The sequence below is a fragment of the Streptomyces luomodiensis genome, from assembly GCF_031679605.1.
GTDB classification, from domain to species: domain Bacteria; phylum Actinomycetota; class Actinomycetes; order Streptomycetales; family Streptomycetaceae; genus Streptomyces; species Streptomyces luomodiensis.
In genome coordinates, this window is the sequence record NZ_CP117522.1 from 4,574,573 (window position 1) to 4,588,701 (window position 14,129).

The window sequence follows — 14,129 nt, forward strand, 5'->3', positions numbered from 1 at the left end:
CCTTCGTTCAGGGGTCGTTTCCGTCGCCGGGTTCAGGTGCCGGCCACCGGGCTGAGGTCGCAGCGGTCGAGGAAGTCGTGCAGGACGCCGGTGAACCATGCGGGCCGCTCCAGCATCGGGAAGTGGCCGCCGCCGGGCAGGACGCGCACCCGGCCGCGGGGCAGTTCGGCGGCGAGCGTGCGGGCCTGGGCGACATCGGCGGTGGCGTCCTGGTCTCCGCCGATCACCAGGCACGGGGTGTCGATCGCGGCCACGCGGATCAGCGGGGTGCCGAGGTAGGCGTCCAGGAAGCGCAGCCAGCCGTACGGGCCGACCCATTCGCACAGCCGCCGGGCGATGTCGGCCCGCAGCTCCGGCTGGATCGGGCGGTCGCCGGACTGCAGCCGGATGCCCTCCGACATGGTCTGCGGAAAGCTGTCCAGCAGGGGCGCCATCATGCCCCACTCGAAGTCGTCCGCGGCCCGCCGGTAGAAGGGGTTCACCAGCACCACACCGGGCACGTCGAGGGGGTTCCCGGCCAGCGCCCGGCGGGCGAGCAGCTCCAGCAGCAGCACCGAGCTGAAGGAGTGCGCGACCACCAGGTCCGCGCCGCCGCCCGGAGTGGCCGCCAGGACCTCCTCGACCAGCCGGGCCGAGTCCCGCTCATGGCGCCATTCCGCGATCCCCATGCCGGTCCACGGCAGGTCGGGAGCGTGGATCCGCACATCGGGACGCCAATGGGCGGCCAGCCCGGTCCAGATGCCGCTGCTGTTGCCGAGCCCGTGCAGCAGGACGATCCGCTTCACGCCGCACGCTCCACCGGGATCCAGACCGTGCCGCTCGCTTCCCCGCCGGCGCCGCCGAGCAGCGCGTAGACCGGTTCAGTACGGCCGGAGTCGGCCCAGGCGACGGCGGTCGCGCAGTGCAGCAGCCCCAGCGCGCCCGAGCAGTCGCCCCAGCCGGAGAGGTCGGCCGTCTCGCCCCCGGGCGGGACGGCGGACGGGTCCGGGCCGAGCCACAGCCCGGCGGCCGCCTCCCGGGCCGGGCCCGGGACGGCGTCGGCCAGGGCGGCGACGCAGTCGGGCAGCTTCTCGGTACGGAACGAGGGGCCGAGCAGCACCCGGGGCGCGGCGGCGCCCGCCGCGTCCGTCCGGCTGACCACCACGGCCGCCCCGCCGTCGACCATCCGCGCGCCGGTGAGCCGCCGGGTGACGTCGTTGTCCGGCTCCACGCCGGCCACCACCATGTGGTCGGCCCGGCCCGAACGCAGCGTCAGGCGGGCCCAGCGCAGCGCGTCGAGGCCCGAGGTGACGCCGTTGCACACGGTGAGGTTCGGTCCGCGCAGCCCGAAGCGGATCGCGATCTCGGAGGCGATGATGTTGCTGGACGCGTTGGGCGTGTCCATCGGGCTCAGGGCGCCGGTGTTCTCCTCGGCGATGGTCGCCACCGCCCGGCAGACCGTATCGGCGTTGCCCAGGTTGGAGCTGACCACCACCCCCACCCGGTCACCGGGGACGAGCAGCCCCCGCGGGCCGAGGAGTCCGGCGTCGGTCAGCGCGGCCGCGGCCATGCACAGCCCCAGCTGAGTGGCGCGGTCCTTGAACCGCAGCCCCTTCTTGCCGATGAGGGCGGCCGGATCCACCGGGTCCGCACCGGCCACCGGGCCGTGCCGCAGCCCGCCGGGCTCGTTCAGTCCGGGCAGGACGACCCCGACGCCCGTGACCGCCGCGGCCGCTGATGTCGTCGCTGTCGTCGTCACTGTCGTGGTCGCTGTCATGCCGCACCCGCCACGATCGCGACGGCGTTGACGCCGCCGAAGCCGAAGCCGTTGACCTGGGCCACCCGGACCGGTGCGGTGAGCGGACGGTCACTGACCAGCCGCAGCCCCTCGCCCTCGGGCAGCGGCTCGGTGAGGTTGGCGATCGGCGGTATCCGGCCGCTCTCGACCGACCGGAGCGCCACGATCAGGCTCATCAGCCCGGCGGAGCCGGAGGTGTGCCCGGTCAGTGCCTTGATCCCGGTGAAGGCGGGGGAGGCGCCCTTGAACACCTCGGCCACCACCTCCGCCTCGGTGCGGTCGTTGAGCGGCGTGCCGGTGGCGTGCAGCACCACCAGGTCGATGTCCTCGGGGCGGCTGCCCGCCGCCCGCTGGGCCATCTCGATGGAGGCCCGCACCCCGTCCGCGTCGGGCGCGGTCTGGTGGTAGGCGTCGCAGTTGACCGCGACCGAGCGCAGCCAGCCGCGGACCGGACGCCCGGCCGCCGGCTCGCGGCGCAGCACGATCGCGGCGGCGCCCTCGCCGAGGATGGTCCCCTGCCGGTCCCGGTCGAAGGGGCGCACCTGCGGCGGCGGGTCGAACTGCACCCGGTCGGCGAGGCCGAACATGGACTCGGTCACCGTGTCGCAGCCGGCCACGATCACCGTGTCGGTCTCACCCTGTTCCAGCAGGTCCCAGCCGAGCGCCAGCGCGTAGAGCGAGGCGGAGCAGGCGCCGGCGAAGGTGTGGGTGTCGTACGCGCCGAAGCGGCGGCGCAGCGCGGGCCCGAAGTCGAGGCCGTCCGCGGTGAAGGGGACGCCGTCGCGCCACCACAGCTCCAGCGAGCGCAGCTCCCGCAGCCCGGTGCCGACCAGCACCGGGACCCCGCCGAGGTCGTCGGGGAGCCCGGCGTCCGCGGCGGCCTGGCGCACCGCCTCCATCAGGAAGCGGGTGGCGCGGCCGGGTTCGTCACCGTCGCCGGTGCGGTCGTCGATCTCGAAGAGCTGCCGTGCGGTGAACCGCCGCTCGTCGAAGCCGCGCAGCGGCCCGATGCCGCTGCGGCCCTCGCACAGGGACGCGAAGATCTCGTCGGGGTCGTCGCCGATGCTGGCGACCGCGCCGATACCGGTGATCGGGAAGCTCATGAGGCGCTCCGCGATCCCGCCGGGGCCCCGCTGCCGGCCTCGGCTCCCTCGGCTCCCTTGGCCTGCTCGGCCTCCTCGTCGCCCTCGTACTTGCCGAGGATGACGATGGCGTTGTTGCCGCCGAAGGCCAGGCCGTTGTTCTGGACGACCCTCAGATCGGCGTCGACGGCCTGGTTGGGCACGCAGTCGATCTCGCACTCGGGGTCGGTCACCGTGTGGTTGATGGTCGGTGGGATGAAGCCGTGGGTGATGGCGAGTCCGCAGGCGATAGCGCCCAGGGCGCTGGCGGCGCCCATGGTGTGTCCCAGCATGGACTTCAGGGAGATGGTGCGCGGTGTCGCGGCCGCGAAGACCTGGCGGATCGCCCGGGACTCGGTGATGTCGTTGGCCTTGGTGCCGGTGCCGTGGGCCGAGATCAGGTCGACCTCTTCCGGTTTGACCCCGGCGTTGTTCAGGGCGAGCTCCATGCACGCGGCGACGCTGTCCCCGTTGGGCGCCACCTGGTGGTAGGCGTCGCAGTTGAGGCCGTAGCCGAGCACCTCGGCGTAGATACGGGCGCCGCGCGCCAGCGCCGACTCCAGGCTCTCCAGCACCAGCACCCCGGCGCCCTCGCCGGTGAGGATGCCCTTGCGGTTCACATCGAAGGGCTGGCAGCACTCGGGCGCGATGGTGCCCAGCCGGTAGAAGCCGGTGAAGGTCTTGCGGCACATCGCGTCCGCGCCGCCGCACAGGGCGTACTCGACCTCTCCGGAGCTCACCGCGTCGAAGCCGTAGCCGATCGAGTAGTTGCCCGCGGAACAGGCGGTCGCGATCGTCAGCGCCTCGACGTCGGTGAGCTGGAGCTCCTGTGCGATGGCGGTGGACAGCCGGGCGGCCGGCACCCGGCGCACCGTCTGCCGGTCCATCCGCTCGGGGCCCTCGGCGACTTCGGTCGCCACCAGCTGGTCGAGTTCGAAGGACTCACCGTCCGTGGTGCCCACGGAGACCAGTCCCCGCCGGTCGCCCAGCCACGCGGGGTCGAGTCCCGCGTCCTGGACGGCCATCCGGGCCGCCGCCACGGCGAACCGGCTGGCCCGTCCGAGCTCCTGAACGGGGGTACTGGTGATCCACTGCTCGGGGGCGAACCCCCTGACCTCACACCCGTTGACGTGTGCGAAGCCCTCGACGTCGAACACCGAGATGGGGCTGACTCCGCTGCGCCCCTCCCGCAGGCTCCGGGTGAAATCGGCGGCGCCGATCCCGATACTGGAAATGACGCCGAAACCGGTGAGCACCACACGGCGTTTCACCGCGTCGGCACCGGGACGTGATTCGGACATGGTGACTTCCCTTTTGACTCGGCGGCCACGGGCCGGTTACCGGCTGGGGGCCTCCGCCACCACCTGGTAGACCTTTTCCAGATTCACCATTTCGCTCAGCTCGGACTGGTCAATGGTGATCTTGAACTCCTTCTCCAGGGAGGCGAGGATCTCGATGGCCCGGAGTGAGTCGGCGCCGTGGTCATCGATGAAGAGGCTGGTGTCGGTGACCTCGTCCTCTTCCAGCTCGAGAATGTCGCAGACGATCTCCTTGATGGTCGCCTGGAGCTCCGCAGTGATCGTGGCCATGCCGGTTTTCTCCTCATCCACGGTTTCGTTGACGCGTTGCTGTGCGGTGCGGTGTGGTGCTCTGTGATGCGGTGCCGTGTGGTGCGGTGCGGCCGGTCCGTGCCTCAGGACCCGTCCGCCGCCATGGCCTCGGCGAGGCTGCGCGGGCGCATGTCGGTCCAGTTCTCGTTGATGTAGTCGAGGCATTGCTGCCGCGGGGCAAGGCCGTGAACGGACTTCCAGCCGGCCGGTATCTCGGCGAAGGCGGGCCACAGGGAATGCTGTCCCTCGTCGTTCACCAGGACGTAGTAGTCGGCCCCGTCGTCCTCGAATGGATTAGCCATCAGCTTCCCTTCCAGGGGTGCTCGCCCATTTCGGACCGACCATAGGCAGCCGTGATTCTGACCCACAAGCTTCTTTGGCGACGAGCGACGGGAGGGGCGTGAGAGATTGCAATGAGAAGAATCTGATAAAGCGTTGCCAAGGTCCGGCCCGCGCGTTCCGCCCTCAGCCGGGAACGCGAGAAAAGGGATGTTCGGCGCAGCACGACCCCCGCGGCGGACGTCGCGGCGTCACCCAGCCCGACCGCGCTACCACGCACTGTGACTTCGGGCCATCAAGAAATTCTCGGCTCCAGGCACCGGCCGGGAACCGGGGCGGTACCGTGACCGGGCCAACCGCTGTCCACCGCCGAGGAGTCGCCGGTGTCCCGGGCACTGTTCCATCCGCTTCCCCGCCCAGCCGCCGGCCGGACCCTGCTGTGCCTGAGCTTCTGCGGCGGCGGTACGGCCTCCTTCCGGCCCTGGGCCGAGGCCCTGCCGCCGGACGTGGAACTGGCCTTGTACTGCTACCCCGGCCGCGAGGGCCGATACACCGTGCCGTTCGCGGCCGACTGGAACGCGCTGGTCGAGGACGCGCTGACCGCCGTCCGGTCCGTCGCCGCGACGCGTCCGTACGTCCTGCTGGGGCACAGCATGGGCGCCTGGGTCGGCTTCGAGCTCACGTGCCGGCTCGAGGCGGGCGCCGGCACCCCGCCACAGGCTCTGGTGGTCTCCGCCTCCGACTCCCCCACCCGCTGGGCCGAGAAGAGCCGCCGGAGCCCGCGCGCGAGCGACACCGACGAGCAGCTCCTGACCTGGATGAGCACGGTGGGCCAGCTCGCCCCCGAGGTGCTGGAGGAGCCCGATCTGTGCGCGATGGCGCTGGAGGTCTTCCGCGCCGATCTGCGGCTCTCCGACGGCTACCGCTACCGCGAGGGCCTCGCGGTGCGCACACCGCTCCAGGTGCTGTACGGCGTGGACGACGACCTCGACGCCCCGGCCGACCGCTGGCGCCCCCTGGCCGCCGGGGAGTTCCGGGCCGACGAGCTGCCGGGCGGGCACTTCTACACCCCCAAGGTATGGGCCCGCCTACCCGAGTCGGTAGCCGCGCTGGCGCCGTCGGCGGCGCGGTAGCCCCGGCCCCCATGCGCTGCTGTCCCGTCGGCGCGCCGCAACCCCGGCCTCCGCGCGCTGTTGTCCCATCGGCGCGCCAGTAACCCCGGCGCCCGGGGCGTAGCGCGAGGCGTTGCAGCCCCGGTCCCGTGCTTGAAGCGCGGTCCCCGCGCCGAGCCCCGGCCCCGCGCCGTAGCGGCTGCCGCGCGGCGTCTACCGCGTCCGCTCGGCGGCCGCCCCCCCCGGAGGGCCCGGCGGCGGATGGCGCGCCCCCCACACCCCAGCCGCTCCGTCCACGCGCGGGTCGGCCCGCACCCCGGAGGGCCCGGCGGCGGGCCACCCACCCCGTCCCGCGTCCACGCGCGGGCCAACCCGTCATCTGCAAGATCCGGCCGACCGGCCACGCCACCCCGACGCGGATCAGCCCACCGCCCGAAGGGCCCAGCAGCGGACCACCCACCCCACCCAGCGTCCACGCGCGGACCGGCCCGTCACCCGCAAGACCCGGCCGACCGGCCACACCACCCCGACGCGGGTCAGCCCGCCGTCCGGAGGGCCCGGCGGCGGATGGCGCGGAGCATTGAGGTCCGGGTCAGGCCGCTCCCGGCCCGGACGGCCAGCCAGTACGGGCGGAAGCGGCGCCGGGTGCGGTCGTCGGTGGCGTACACCCGGGTCTCCGTGCTGAGCATCCCGTCGCGGAAGCGCACGTTCATCACCATCTTCAGCAGCCCCGGTTCCGCGCATTCCCGGACCAGCTCCACCGCGCTGCCCTCGGGCCGTGGCCGGTCCTCCAGCGTGTCCACGCCCACGAACACGACCTCGCCGCCTCCGGCGTTCAGCGTCTCCCCCATCCCGCCGAGGAAGTCCCTGACGATCCGCCGGTCCTTGCGCACATCGGCCCGGGTCAGCGCCACCAGCGCCCGGGCGATCGGCGCCTCCCCCCAGGTGGTCTCCCACACCGCCCGCAGCACCGCCTCGGCCGGCGCCGCGACACACACCTGGTGGACCTCCCGGAAATGCCAGCGCGGCAGTATCCGGTCCAACTCGGCCTGGCCCTCGTGGCTCCGCGCGCCCATTGGCATGCATCTCCCTGGCGTCCCGTAGGGGGGTGGCTTCCCGGCAGTCCTCCCACGGGTGGCGGGCGGCTGTCCACGCCATATCGAATGTCGCGAACCGGGGTGCCGCTCGGCCCGGAAGGGGTCGTGGCCGGCGGTGTCCGGCCGCTTCCGGCGGCCTTCGGCGGCTACCCTGCGGGCACGTCCCCTGGGCACAACCCGGCCACGGGGCACGACGGGGTGGGACAAGCGCGGGGGGAGAGGCCATGGGCGGGGAGAGCGGGCGCGGGTCGTGGCGGGGAGTGCGGAAGGTGGTGTGCGGGGTCGCCGCCGGGGGTGCGGTGGTGGGCGGGGTGGCGGCCGGGCCCCGGGCCGGATGGGCGGCGGCCGTGTCCCTGGTGGTGGCGGTCGGGGCCACGCTGGTGACGGTCGGCTGGTGGCCGCGGACGCGACCGCGGCTCAGCGTGACGGCCGGGGCGGTGGCCCTGGTCTCCGTGCTGGGGACGCTGCTGACCGGGGACGCGGATGAGGAGTCGCCGATCGGTCTGCTGATGCTGGTGGAGTTCGCCGCGGTGATGGCGCTGGTGTTCGTCGTGGCGCGGTTCGCGCCCGCGCGCCAAGGGGCTCCGCTGGTGGTGCTGCTGTCGGTGTCGGGTTCGACGGTGATCCTGCGGGTGGGGGCGTACGACACGTTTCTGGAGGCGTGCGGCCAGTGCGCGTTCATGGGTTTCGGGGTCATCGTGGCGGCCGTGGTCGGGGGGTACCTCCGCGCGCTGGACGTACGGCGGCTGAGCTCGGTGCGGGAGGCGCGCCGCAGTCAGCGCCTCGAACTCGCACGGGACCTGCATGACTTCGTCGCCCATGACATCTCGGGCATCGTGGTGCTCGCCCAGGCCGCGCAGCTGGTGGGGGCCGACCAGCCGGAGCGGGTCATGCCGCTGCTCCAGCAGATCGAGGCGGCCGGTCAGCAGGCGCTCGGCTCGATGGACCGTACGGTGCGGATGCTGAGCGACAGCGCCGGTGCCGAGGGCGACGAGTCGGAGGACCGGCCGCGGGCGTACGGGCTGGAGGACATCACCGATGTGGTGGAGCGGTTCCGCTCCTCGGGGCGGGCCGATGTGGGGCTCGAACTGGAGCTGACCGCCGAGGCGATCGCCCGCATCCCACGCGAAGTGGCCAGTACCGCGCACCGGATGGTGGTGGAGGCGCTCACCAACGTCCGCCGGCACGCCCGTACGGCGGCCACCGTACGGGTCAGGGTGGCACTGGAGCCGTCCGACGGCCGGGGGAACGGGGCGGAGGGGCACGCGCTGGCCGTCAGCGTCGTCAACGGCGCCGAGGCGATCAGCTCGGGCTCCGGCGGCCTCCTCGGCGAGGACGGCCGCCGGGGCGGGCAGGGGCTGCTGGGCCTGACCGAGCGGATCGAGGCGCTCGGCGGCACGTTCAGCGCGGGTCCGGACGCGCGGGGAGGCTGGCGGACGGCCGCCGTTCTGCCGCTCGGCGACGCCGGTAGTACGCGACGGTGACCACGCCCAGCAGCGGCCCCCAGGCCAGCAGCGGTGCGTAACAGGCGGTCTGGAGCCAGTAGAACGGGCCGTACGGATCGCTGATCTCGGCCAGGTTCTCCGGGGCGTTCCAGGTGAAGGCGCCGACGATGGTGATGAAGGTGACGGCGAGCGCGCCGAGGGAAGCCGGGATCACCGCGCACAGCACCGGAATCCGCTTGCCGCCCAGGAACGGGATCCAGCGCGGCACGACCTCGCCCCAGGGCCGCACCAGGCCGAGCGTGAGCAGCCCGAGCCCCTCGGCGAACAGGCTGAGCGCGATGACGTACAGCGTCATCCAGCTCGGGAACTGGCTCTCGTGCAGGTCCGAGGTCGGGGCGAAGCCGAGCGGCACGCCGAACCCCATCGCGCATCTCCACAGCCCGGTGGGCAGCAGGGTGAACGGCACGGCGTGCGCCGCCCAGCGGACCAGCCGCGAGGGGCGTGGGCCCGGCCCGACCACGCCGTCGGCGGGCTGCGGGGAAGCCAGGTCCTGGTCGGTGGTCATCGTCATGATGGTCTCCTCCGTCGGTCCGCTCTCAGCGTGACGGAACGGGACGGGCCGGCACATCCACCGATCGGCAGGTCCCGGGGGAGCCCGGCCGGTGCGGAATGTGCCGTTCGGCAGACCACGGCAGCCATAGGCAGACTCGGCGGACTCGGCAGACTCGGCAGACTCGGCGGACTCGGCGGACGGGAACGGCGCGTCGGCGGAAACAGCACATCGACCGGAATAGCACCGCTATCCGCACCCGGCAATTCCAATTCGACGTTATCGATAGCCGGGTCCTTCGGCGCGGCATTCCACCTACCGTATATCCGGTGGACACGATGATGATCGACGTCTCGCATATTTCGAAGCGATTCGGGTCGATGACCGCGCTGGACGATATCAGCCTCGCCGTACCGCGCGGCTCCGTCCTGGGGCTGCTCGGGCACAACGGTGCCGGGAAGACCACCCTGGTCTCCATCCTGAGCACCCTGACCCGCCCATCCTCCGGACGGGCCAGGGTCGCCGGGCTCGATGTGACCACCCAGGGCGAGGAGGTGCGCCGGCTCATCGGCCTCACCGGCCAGTACGCGGCGGTGGACGAGACGCTTCCGGGGCGCCACAACCTGATCCTCATCGCCCGGCTGCTGGGGGCGACCCGGGCGGAGGCGGCGGCGCGCGCCGATGAGCTGCTCGAGCTGTTCGACCTGACCGACGCCGGGCGCCGGAACGCCAAGAACTACTCCGGGGGCATGCGCCGCCGTCTGGACCTGGCGGCCAGCCTGGTCGGACGGCCCGAGGTGGTCTTCCTGGACGAGCCCACCACCGGACTGGACCCGGTGGCCAGGCGCGGGCTGTGGGAGATCGTGGAGCGCCTGGTGAAGGACGGCACCACGGTCCTGCTGACCACGCAGTACCTGGAGGAGGCCGACCAGCTGGCCGACTCGATCACCGTCCTGGCGGCGGGCCGGATCATCGCCTCGGGCACGGCGGCCGAGCTCAAGGAGCGGGTCGGACGGCGCAGCGTCTCCGTCACCCTGCGCCGGGCCGAGGACCGGGGCCGCACCGTCGAGGCGCTGCGCCGGGCGGCCCTGACCCCGTCCCACGAGGAGGACGGGCTGGTCCTCACCATCCCCGTGGCCGACTCCACGGATATCGCGGTGGTGGTCCGGGCCGTCGACGAGGCCGGTACCGACATCGCGGGGCTCGCCTTCTCCGAACCGACCCTCGACGACGTCTACATGGCCCTGAACCACCCCACGGCCCTGAATCACTCCACGACCACCGACTCCGAGGCAGGGACGTCCTGATGAGCATCGCCACCGAGCGCCCGAACCCACCGGAAGCCGGTGCCACCGCGGCGCCGGGCCCGCCGCGCGACCGGCAGCGCTTCCACGGCTCCGGCCCGCTCCGGCAGATCCAGGTGCTCTCCGGGCGGTCGCTGCGGGCGCTGCGCGAACCGGCCCTGGTGCTGCCGGGCGTCCTGGAACCGATCCTGATGCTGACCGTCTTCAGCCAGGTGTTCCGCAGCGTGTCGCAGGCGCAGTCGTTCCCGGCGGGCGTCAGCTACATCGACTATCTGCTGCCCGCCTTCCTCATCACCAGCGCGATCAGCGCGGGGCTGAAGTCCGGTGTGGCGCTGACCACCGAGCTGAACAACGGGATCATCTCCCGCTTCAAGTCCATGCCGATCCACACCGGCACCATCCTCATCGGCCGGAGCATCGCCGACACCGTGCTGAACGCGGTGAACATGGTGGTGATGCTGGTCGCCGGCGCTCTGATCTTCGGGTTCGACCCCGCCGGCGGGGTCCTGGGCTCCATCGGCGCGCTGCTGGTGGCCGTGGTGCTGGGCTGGTCGCTGGGCTGGGTGTTCATGGCGCTCTCGGCGTGGCTGCGCAAGCCGGAGGCGATGCAGCCGGTGGGCGGCATGGTCAACATGGTGCTGCTGTTCGCCTCGAACGCGTTCGTACCGCCCGACGGGCTGCCGTCCTGGCTGCGGGCCTTCGCCGAGGTGAACCCGATGTCCCACGCCATCACCGCCGCCCGGGGCCTGGCCCTGGGCGAGCCGCGTGCCGGTACGGTGCTGGCGACCCTGGGCATCTGCACGGTGGTCGTCGCCGTCATCGCCCCACTGGCCATCCGCAACTTCCGCAAGGCCAGCTGAACGAGCGCCGAGAAGCTCACGCCCAGGTGAGGCGTTGCCCGTCGGGGCCGACGTGCAGCCGCATGCGGTCGGCCGACGGCCGCCCGTCCGCCTGCCATCGTGTGACGCGCTCGGTGATCTCGTCCCACAGACGCGTCGTGCCGCCCTGCCGGACCATCCACCGGCCGCCGTCTTGGAAGACGACCGCCCATGACTCCGCGTCCACGTCGATCACGACGAGTTCGGTCCGGCCCTCCCGTTCCAGCGTGAGCCGCTGCGCGCGCGGCGCGGCGAACTGCGCGACGAACCGGGTCGTCCAGTCGTCGAGCGCGTCGGCACCCAGCTCGGCGGGCACCGCGTCGCCCGCGCCGAGGTTCGGCAGAACGCCGAGCGGGGGCGGGAGGTGGGGACGGGCCAGCATGAACGAGACCTGTCCGACGAGAACCGGGCCGCTCGCCGTGCCGTCATCGGCGACCGTGAGCCGTACGAGTTCGGATGCTTGCATCCACCCGCCGACCGTGACCAGGACCTCACCGCCGGGCCGGGTCTGCGCGAGCCAGTCGGCCGGCACCGTGTGCACGCCGCACGTGGCGATCACGCGGTCATACGGGCCGCCCCCCTTGTGGCCGGCCAGGCCGTCACCGACCACGCGGTCAGGCCAGTACCCGGCGCCCGCGAGTGCCATTCCGGCACGGGCGGACACCTCCGCGTCGACCTCGACCGTGGTCACGTTGTCCTCGCCGACGGCGGCGCACAGCAACGCGGTTGAGTAGCCCGTGCCGGTGCCGATCTCAAGGACGCGCGTCCCCTCGGTCGCCCGCAGGTCTTCGAGCATTCGCACGACCAGACTCGGCAGGGTGGACGACGACGACGGGGCAGCGGCGATACGCCCCTCGACCTGGTCGGGGAAGACACCCCCGGCCACCTGTGTCACGAGGGTGTCGTCTTCGTAGATCCGCGCCAGCCCTTCCTCGGACTCCCCGGATACGGGCCGGTACCAGCCGCCCTCTTCGTACTCGAACCAGCCGTGCGAAAGGAACGCCTCGCGGGGTACAGACAACACGGCCGATTCCCATTCCGGGCTGCGCAGGGCACCGGCCTTGGACAGGCGTCGCGCGAGGTCGGCCCGTAGGTCTCCCGACGTCAGAGGGTCACTCATGCTGACTCGCTCCGTTCTCCAACAGGTCTGCGATTGCGGTTGTGATCGGCAGGCCGGCCGCGTCTTCGAGCCACGCCCATTGGCCGTTGGGGTTGCACTCCAGAAACCACCATGCGCCGTCCGCGGTCATGGCAAAGTCGAAGGCGCCGAAGTGCAGGCCGAAAGCGGCGAGGAACCGCAGCAGCGCCCCGTGTGTCCCGTCCGGGCAGGTGATCGGCTCATAGGTGAGGTTCTGGTACTCGGCTCTCCAGTCCACGACCCCGGGCGGCGCGGTGATGCGGGCGCTGAACACCTGCTCGCCGACGACGACCGCGCGCACGTCCGCCACCTTGGGCACCTGAGCTTGGAACAGGTGCGCGCTGTGGGTCACCGCGGCGTCGATCTCGCCCGCCTCGACCGGGGCGGCCCAGATTCCGGCGGGTTCGCCCGCAACGTCATACGCCCCCGCGTGCAAGGGTTTGTAGATCGTGGGGTGTTCGGCGCAGAACGCCTTGGCCTCCCCCGGGTCGTTCGTGATGAGGGTGGCCGGGACCATGAGCCCCACGCGGGTCGCCGCGGCCAGCTGCGCGGGCTTGTACTCGGCCCGTGCGATGGCCTGCGGGTGGCTCAGGTACAGGCACCCCGGTAGCGCGCCCAGCACGCCGCCCAGGCCGCGCCGGTTCTCCTGCGCGGCGAACCGCGCCGCCTGCTCGCCGCTCCCCGTTGGGTAGGGACTCGGCCGACGGTGGTAAAGGGCGCGCACGGCGGACAGGTCGGCCGTACGCTCCCCGACCGTCAGCCGCCCGCCCCAGCCGCCCGCGCCGGTTCGCGCGGCGAGCACCATGGGCGTCGGGAAGTCCCGCCCCGGGTCGAACCGGAGGACGGGCACCCGGCGCCGGTTCAACTCCGCGATGACCAGATCAGCGGTTGCGTCCTCGTACTCCGTACAGACCAGTACCGGGCGTCCGTCCATGGCGTCACCCCCTAGTCCTGCGTCGCGTCGTGGCCAGAGTCGGGGTCCTGCTTCCCGTCCTTGCTGACCTGCGTGGGCGGGTAGGTGTTCACGGACGTGCCGTGCTTGCCGAGTTCGGCCGGTGTCATGGCTCCGTCCTCCCCGACCCATCGGCCGGTCTGCGTGGCAGGGTCAACGCCCGCGTACCGCCACGGGGAGGGAGCACCGTTGCGCAGCGGCGCCATACGGCGCAGCCCCCACGGGGCCGGTGCGGCCGTCTCCGTACCTGCGAGGCTCGTTTGCACGTCTCCTCCTTGGTCGCTTCGTACGGTGATGTCGTGCAGGACGGGGGCGGCCAACCGAGTTACGGGAGCACGGTCAGTCGCTTTCAGAGCGCACTCCGCCCAAACCCGTTTCCCCCATGGCAGGGGGTCGACGCCCCAAACGGCCGACAGGGCGTGGACGATGGTCAGGCCACGGCCGTGCTCATCATCCGGGCCGGCGGCTCGCGGCCGCGGCTCGGTGCGGTCCTTGTCGATGACCGCGACGCGGACGCGACAGCCCCCTGTGCGGGTCACGGTGACGCGGATACAGGAGCCGTGGGCATGGTCGGCGGCGTTGGCGACGAGTTCGGTCACAAGGAGGGTCGCGCAGTCGACGAGCTGTGGCAGGTGCCAGGTGTCCAGGGCGGCCTCCACCAGCCGCCGGGCCAGAGGCGCGGACTGCCGCTCGCGGGGGAAGGACCGGGTGTACGTCGGCGCTCCTGTCGCGGAGGGCCGGGTTGCGATGCTCACGAGGCGCCGCCCCGTCCGAGGTTTCGACGCACATGCCCTTGACGACACACCGGTAACGCCTCGGCGCGTTCCGTGTTCAGCGGTGTCCACAGCAGAGTTCTGGTTGTCATG

At 72.3% G+C, this 14,129-nt stretch carries 15 protein-coding genes; 4 read left to right on the forward strand and 11 right to left on the reverse strand.

Going from position 1 to position 14,129, the window contains the following annotated elements:
* Positions 1-32: 32 nt before the first annotated feature.
* From PS467_RS19190 to PS467_RS19215, 6 genes are all read right to left on the reverse strand, one after another.
* The gene (locus PS467_RS19190; RefSeq protein ID WP_311036320.1) at positions 33-785 is read right to left on the reverse strand and encodes an alpha/beta fold hydrolase; all 753 of its coding nucleotides are present in this window, start codon (positions 783-785) and stop codon (positions 33-35) included.
* On the reverse strand, positions 782-1,756 hold the full coding sequence (locus tag PS467_RS19195) for a beta-ketoacyl synthase N-terminal-like domain-containing protein (RefSeq protein WP_311036321.1): 975 nt from the start codon (positions 1,754-1,756) through the stop codon (positions 782-784). Before PS467_RS19195 ends, PS467_RS19190 begins: the two co-directional genes overlap by 4 nt.
* The gene (locus tag PS467_RS19200; RefSeq protein WP_311036322.1) at positions 1,753-2,880 is read right to left on the reverse strand and encodes a beta-ketoacyl synthase N-terminal-like domain-containing protein; all 1,128 of its coding nucleotides are present in this window, start codon (positions 2,878-2,880) and stop codon (positions 1,753-1,755) included. Before PS467_RS19200 ends, PS467_RS19195 begins: the two co-directional genes overlap by 4 nt.
* Positions 2,877-4,199, reverse strand: a complete 1,323-nt coding sequence (locus tag PS467_RS19205; RefSeq protein WP_311036323.1) for a beta-ketoacyl-[acyl-carrier-protein] synthase family protein — start codon at positions 4,197-4,199, stop codon at positions 2,877-2,879. The genes PS467_RS19200 and PS467_RS19205 overlap by 4 nt, the downstream gene beginning before the upstream one ends.
* A 36-nt stretch (positions 4,200-4,235) precedes the next feature.
* The gene (locus PS467_RS19210) at positions 4,236-4,487 is read right to left on the reverse strand and encodes an acyl carrier protein (RefSeq protein ID WP_268972829.1); all 252 of its coding nucleotides are present in this window, start codon (positions 4,485-4,487) and stop codon (positions 4,236-4,238) included.
* 104 nt (positions 4,488-4,591) lie between these two features.
* Complete coding sequence (locus PS467_RS19215) at positions 4,592-4,810, reverse strand: MbtH family protein (RefSeq protein ID WP_311036324.1); 219 nt, start codon at positions 4,808-4,810, stop codon at positions 4,592-4,594.
* A gap of 360 nt (positions 4,811-5,170) precedes the next feature.
* Here PS467_RS19215 and PS467_RS19220 point away from each other — a divergent pair, with 360 nt between their 5' ends.
* Positions 5,171-5,920 carry a thioesterase II family protein gene (locus tag PS467_RS19220; protein WP_311036325.1) on the forward strand — a complete coding sequence of 250 codons (750 nt, stop codon included), beginning with the start codon at positions 5,171-5,173 and terminating at the stop codon, positions 5,918-5,920.
* 515 nt (positions 5,921-6,435) lie between these two features.
* Here PS467_RS19220 and PS467_RS19225 read toward each other — a convergent pair.
* The gene (locus PS467_RS19225; protein ID WP_311036326.1) at positions 6,436-6,975 is read right to left on the reverse strand and encodes a hypothetical protein; all 540 of its coding nucleotides are present in this window, start codon (positions 6,973-6,975) and stop codon (positions 6,436-6,438) included.
* Positions 6,976-7,220: 245 nt separating this feature from the next.
* Between PS467_RS19225 and PS467_RS19230 the strand changes: the two genes are divergently transcribed.
* Positions 7,221-8,480 (forward strand): sensor histidine kinase, encoded by a 1,260-nt coding sequence (locus PS467_RS19230; RefSeq protein ID WP_311036327.1) that lies wholly within the window; start codon positions 7,221-7,223, stop codon positions 8,478-8,480.
* On the opposite strand, the gene PS467_RS19235 is transcribed toward PS467_RS19230, so the two are convergent.
* On the reverse strand, positions 8,398-9,012 hold the full coding sequence (locus PS467_RS19235; protein WP_311036328.1) for a hypothetical protein: 615 nt from the start codon (positions 9,010-9,012) through the stop codon (positions 8,398-8,400). The genes PS467_RS19230 and PS467_RS19235 overlap by 83 nt on opposite strands.
* A gap of 308 nt (positions 9,013-9,320) precedes the next feature.
* On the opposite strand from PS467_RS19235, the gene PS467_RS19240 reads away from it, so the two are divergent.
* On the forward strand, positions 9,321-10,298 hold the full coding sequence (locus tag PS467_RS19240; RefSeq protein ID WP_311036329.1) for an ATP-binding cassette domain-containing protein: 978 nt from the start codon (positions 9,321-9,323) through the stop codon (positions 10,296-10,298).
* Positions 10,298-11,155 carry an ABC transporter permease gene (locus tag PS467_RS19245; RefSeq protein WP_311036330.1) on the forward strand — a complete coding sequence of 286 codons (858 nt, stop codon included), beginning with the start codon at positions 10,298-10,300 and terminating at the stop codon, positions 11,153-11,155. The genes PS467_RS19240 and PS467_RS19245 overlap by 1 nt, the downstream gene beginning before the upstream one ends.
* 16 nt (positions 11,156-11,171) lie before the next feature.
* On the opposite strand, the gene tgmC is transcribed toward PS467_RS19245, so the two are convergent.
* The 3 genes from tgmC to tgmA are packed head-to-tail and all read right to left on the reverse strand — an operon-like array spanning position 11,172 to position 14,018.
* Positions 11,172-12,293, reverse strand: a complete 1,122-nt coding sequence (tgmC, locus tag PS467_RS19250) for an ATP-grasp peptide maturase system methyltransferase (RefSeq protein ID WP_311036331.1) — start codon at positions 12,291-12,293, stop codon at positions 11,172-11,174.
* Positions 12,286-13,245 (reverse strand): ATP-grasp ribosomal peptide maturase, encoded by a 960-nt coding sequence (gene tgmB, locus PS467_RS19255; protein WP_311036332.1) that lies wholly within the window; start codon positions 13,243-13,245, stop codon positions 12,286-12,288. Before tgmB ends, tgmC begins: the two co-directional genes overlap by 8 nt.
* 11 nt (positions 13,246-13,256) lie before the next feature.
* A complete protein-coding gene (gene tgmA, locus PS467_RS19260) occupies positions 13,257-14,018 on the reverse strand; it encodes a putative ATP-grasp-modified RiPP (RefSeq protein ID WP_311036333.1) in 762 nt (253 codons plus the stop codon).
* Positions 14,019-14,129: the final 111 nt, after the last annotated feature.

What these genes read in the sequence shown, in the direction of transcription:
- PS467_RS19195 (WP_311036321.1), bottom strand. Translation starts at nt 1,756, where the DNA reads ATGACAGCGACCACGACAGTGACGACGACAGCGACGACATCAGCGGCC.
- PS467_RS19200 (WP_311036322.1), bottom strand. Translation starts at nt 2,880, where the DNA reads ATGAGCTTCCCGATCACCGGTATCGGCGCGGTCGCCAGCATCGGCGAC.
- PS467_RS19205 (WP_311036323.1), bottom strand. Translation starts at nt 4,199, where the DNA reads ATGTCCGAATCACGTCCCGGTGCCGACGCGGTGAAACGCCGTGTGGTG.
- PS467_RS19210 (WP_268972829.1), bottom strand. Translation starts at nt 4,487, where the DNA reads ATGGCCACGATCACTGCGGAGCTCCAGGCGACCATCAAGGAGATCGTC.
- PS467_RS19215 (WP_311036324.1), bottom strand. Translation starts at nt 4,810, where the DNA reads ATGGCTAATCCATTCGAGGACGACGGGGCCGACTACTACGTCCTGGTG.
- PS467_RS19225 (WP_311036326.1), bottom strand. Translation starts at nt 6,975, where the DNA reads ATGGGCGCGCGGAGCCACGAGGGCCAGGCCGAGTTGGACCGGATACTG.
- PS467_RS19230 (WP_311036327.1), top strand. Translation starts at nt 7,221, where the DNA reads ATGGGCGGGGAGAGCGGGCGCGGGTCGTGGCGGGGAGTGCGGAAGGTG.
- PS467_RS19235 (WP_311036328.1), bottom strand. Translation starts at nt 9,012, where the DNA reads ATGACGATGACCACCGACCAGGACCTGGCTTCCCCGCAGCCCGCCGAC.
- PS467_RS19245 (WP_311036330.1), top strand. Translation starts at nt 10,298, where the DNA reads ATGAGCATCGCCACCGAGCGCCCGAACCCACCGGAAGCCGGTGCCACC.
- tgmC (WP_311036331.1), bottom strand. Translation starts at nt 12,293, where the DNA reads ATGAGTGACCCTCTGACGTCGGGAGACCTACGGGCCGACCTCGCGCGA.
- tgmB (WP_311036332.1), bottom strand. Translation starts at nt 13,245, where the DNA reads ATGGACGGACGCCCGGTACTGGTCTGTACGGAGTACGAGGACGCAACC.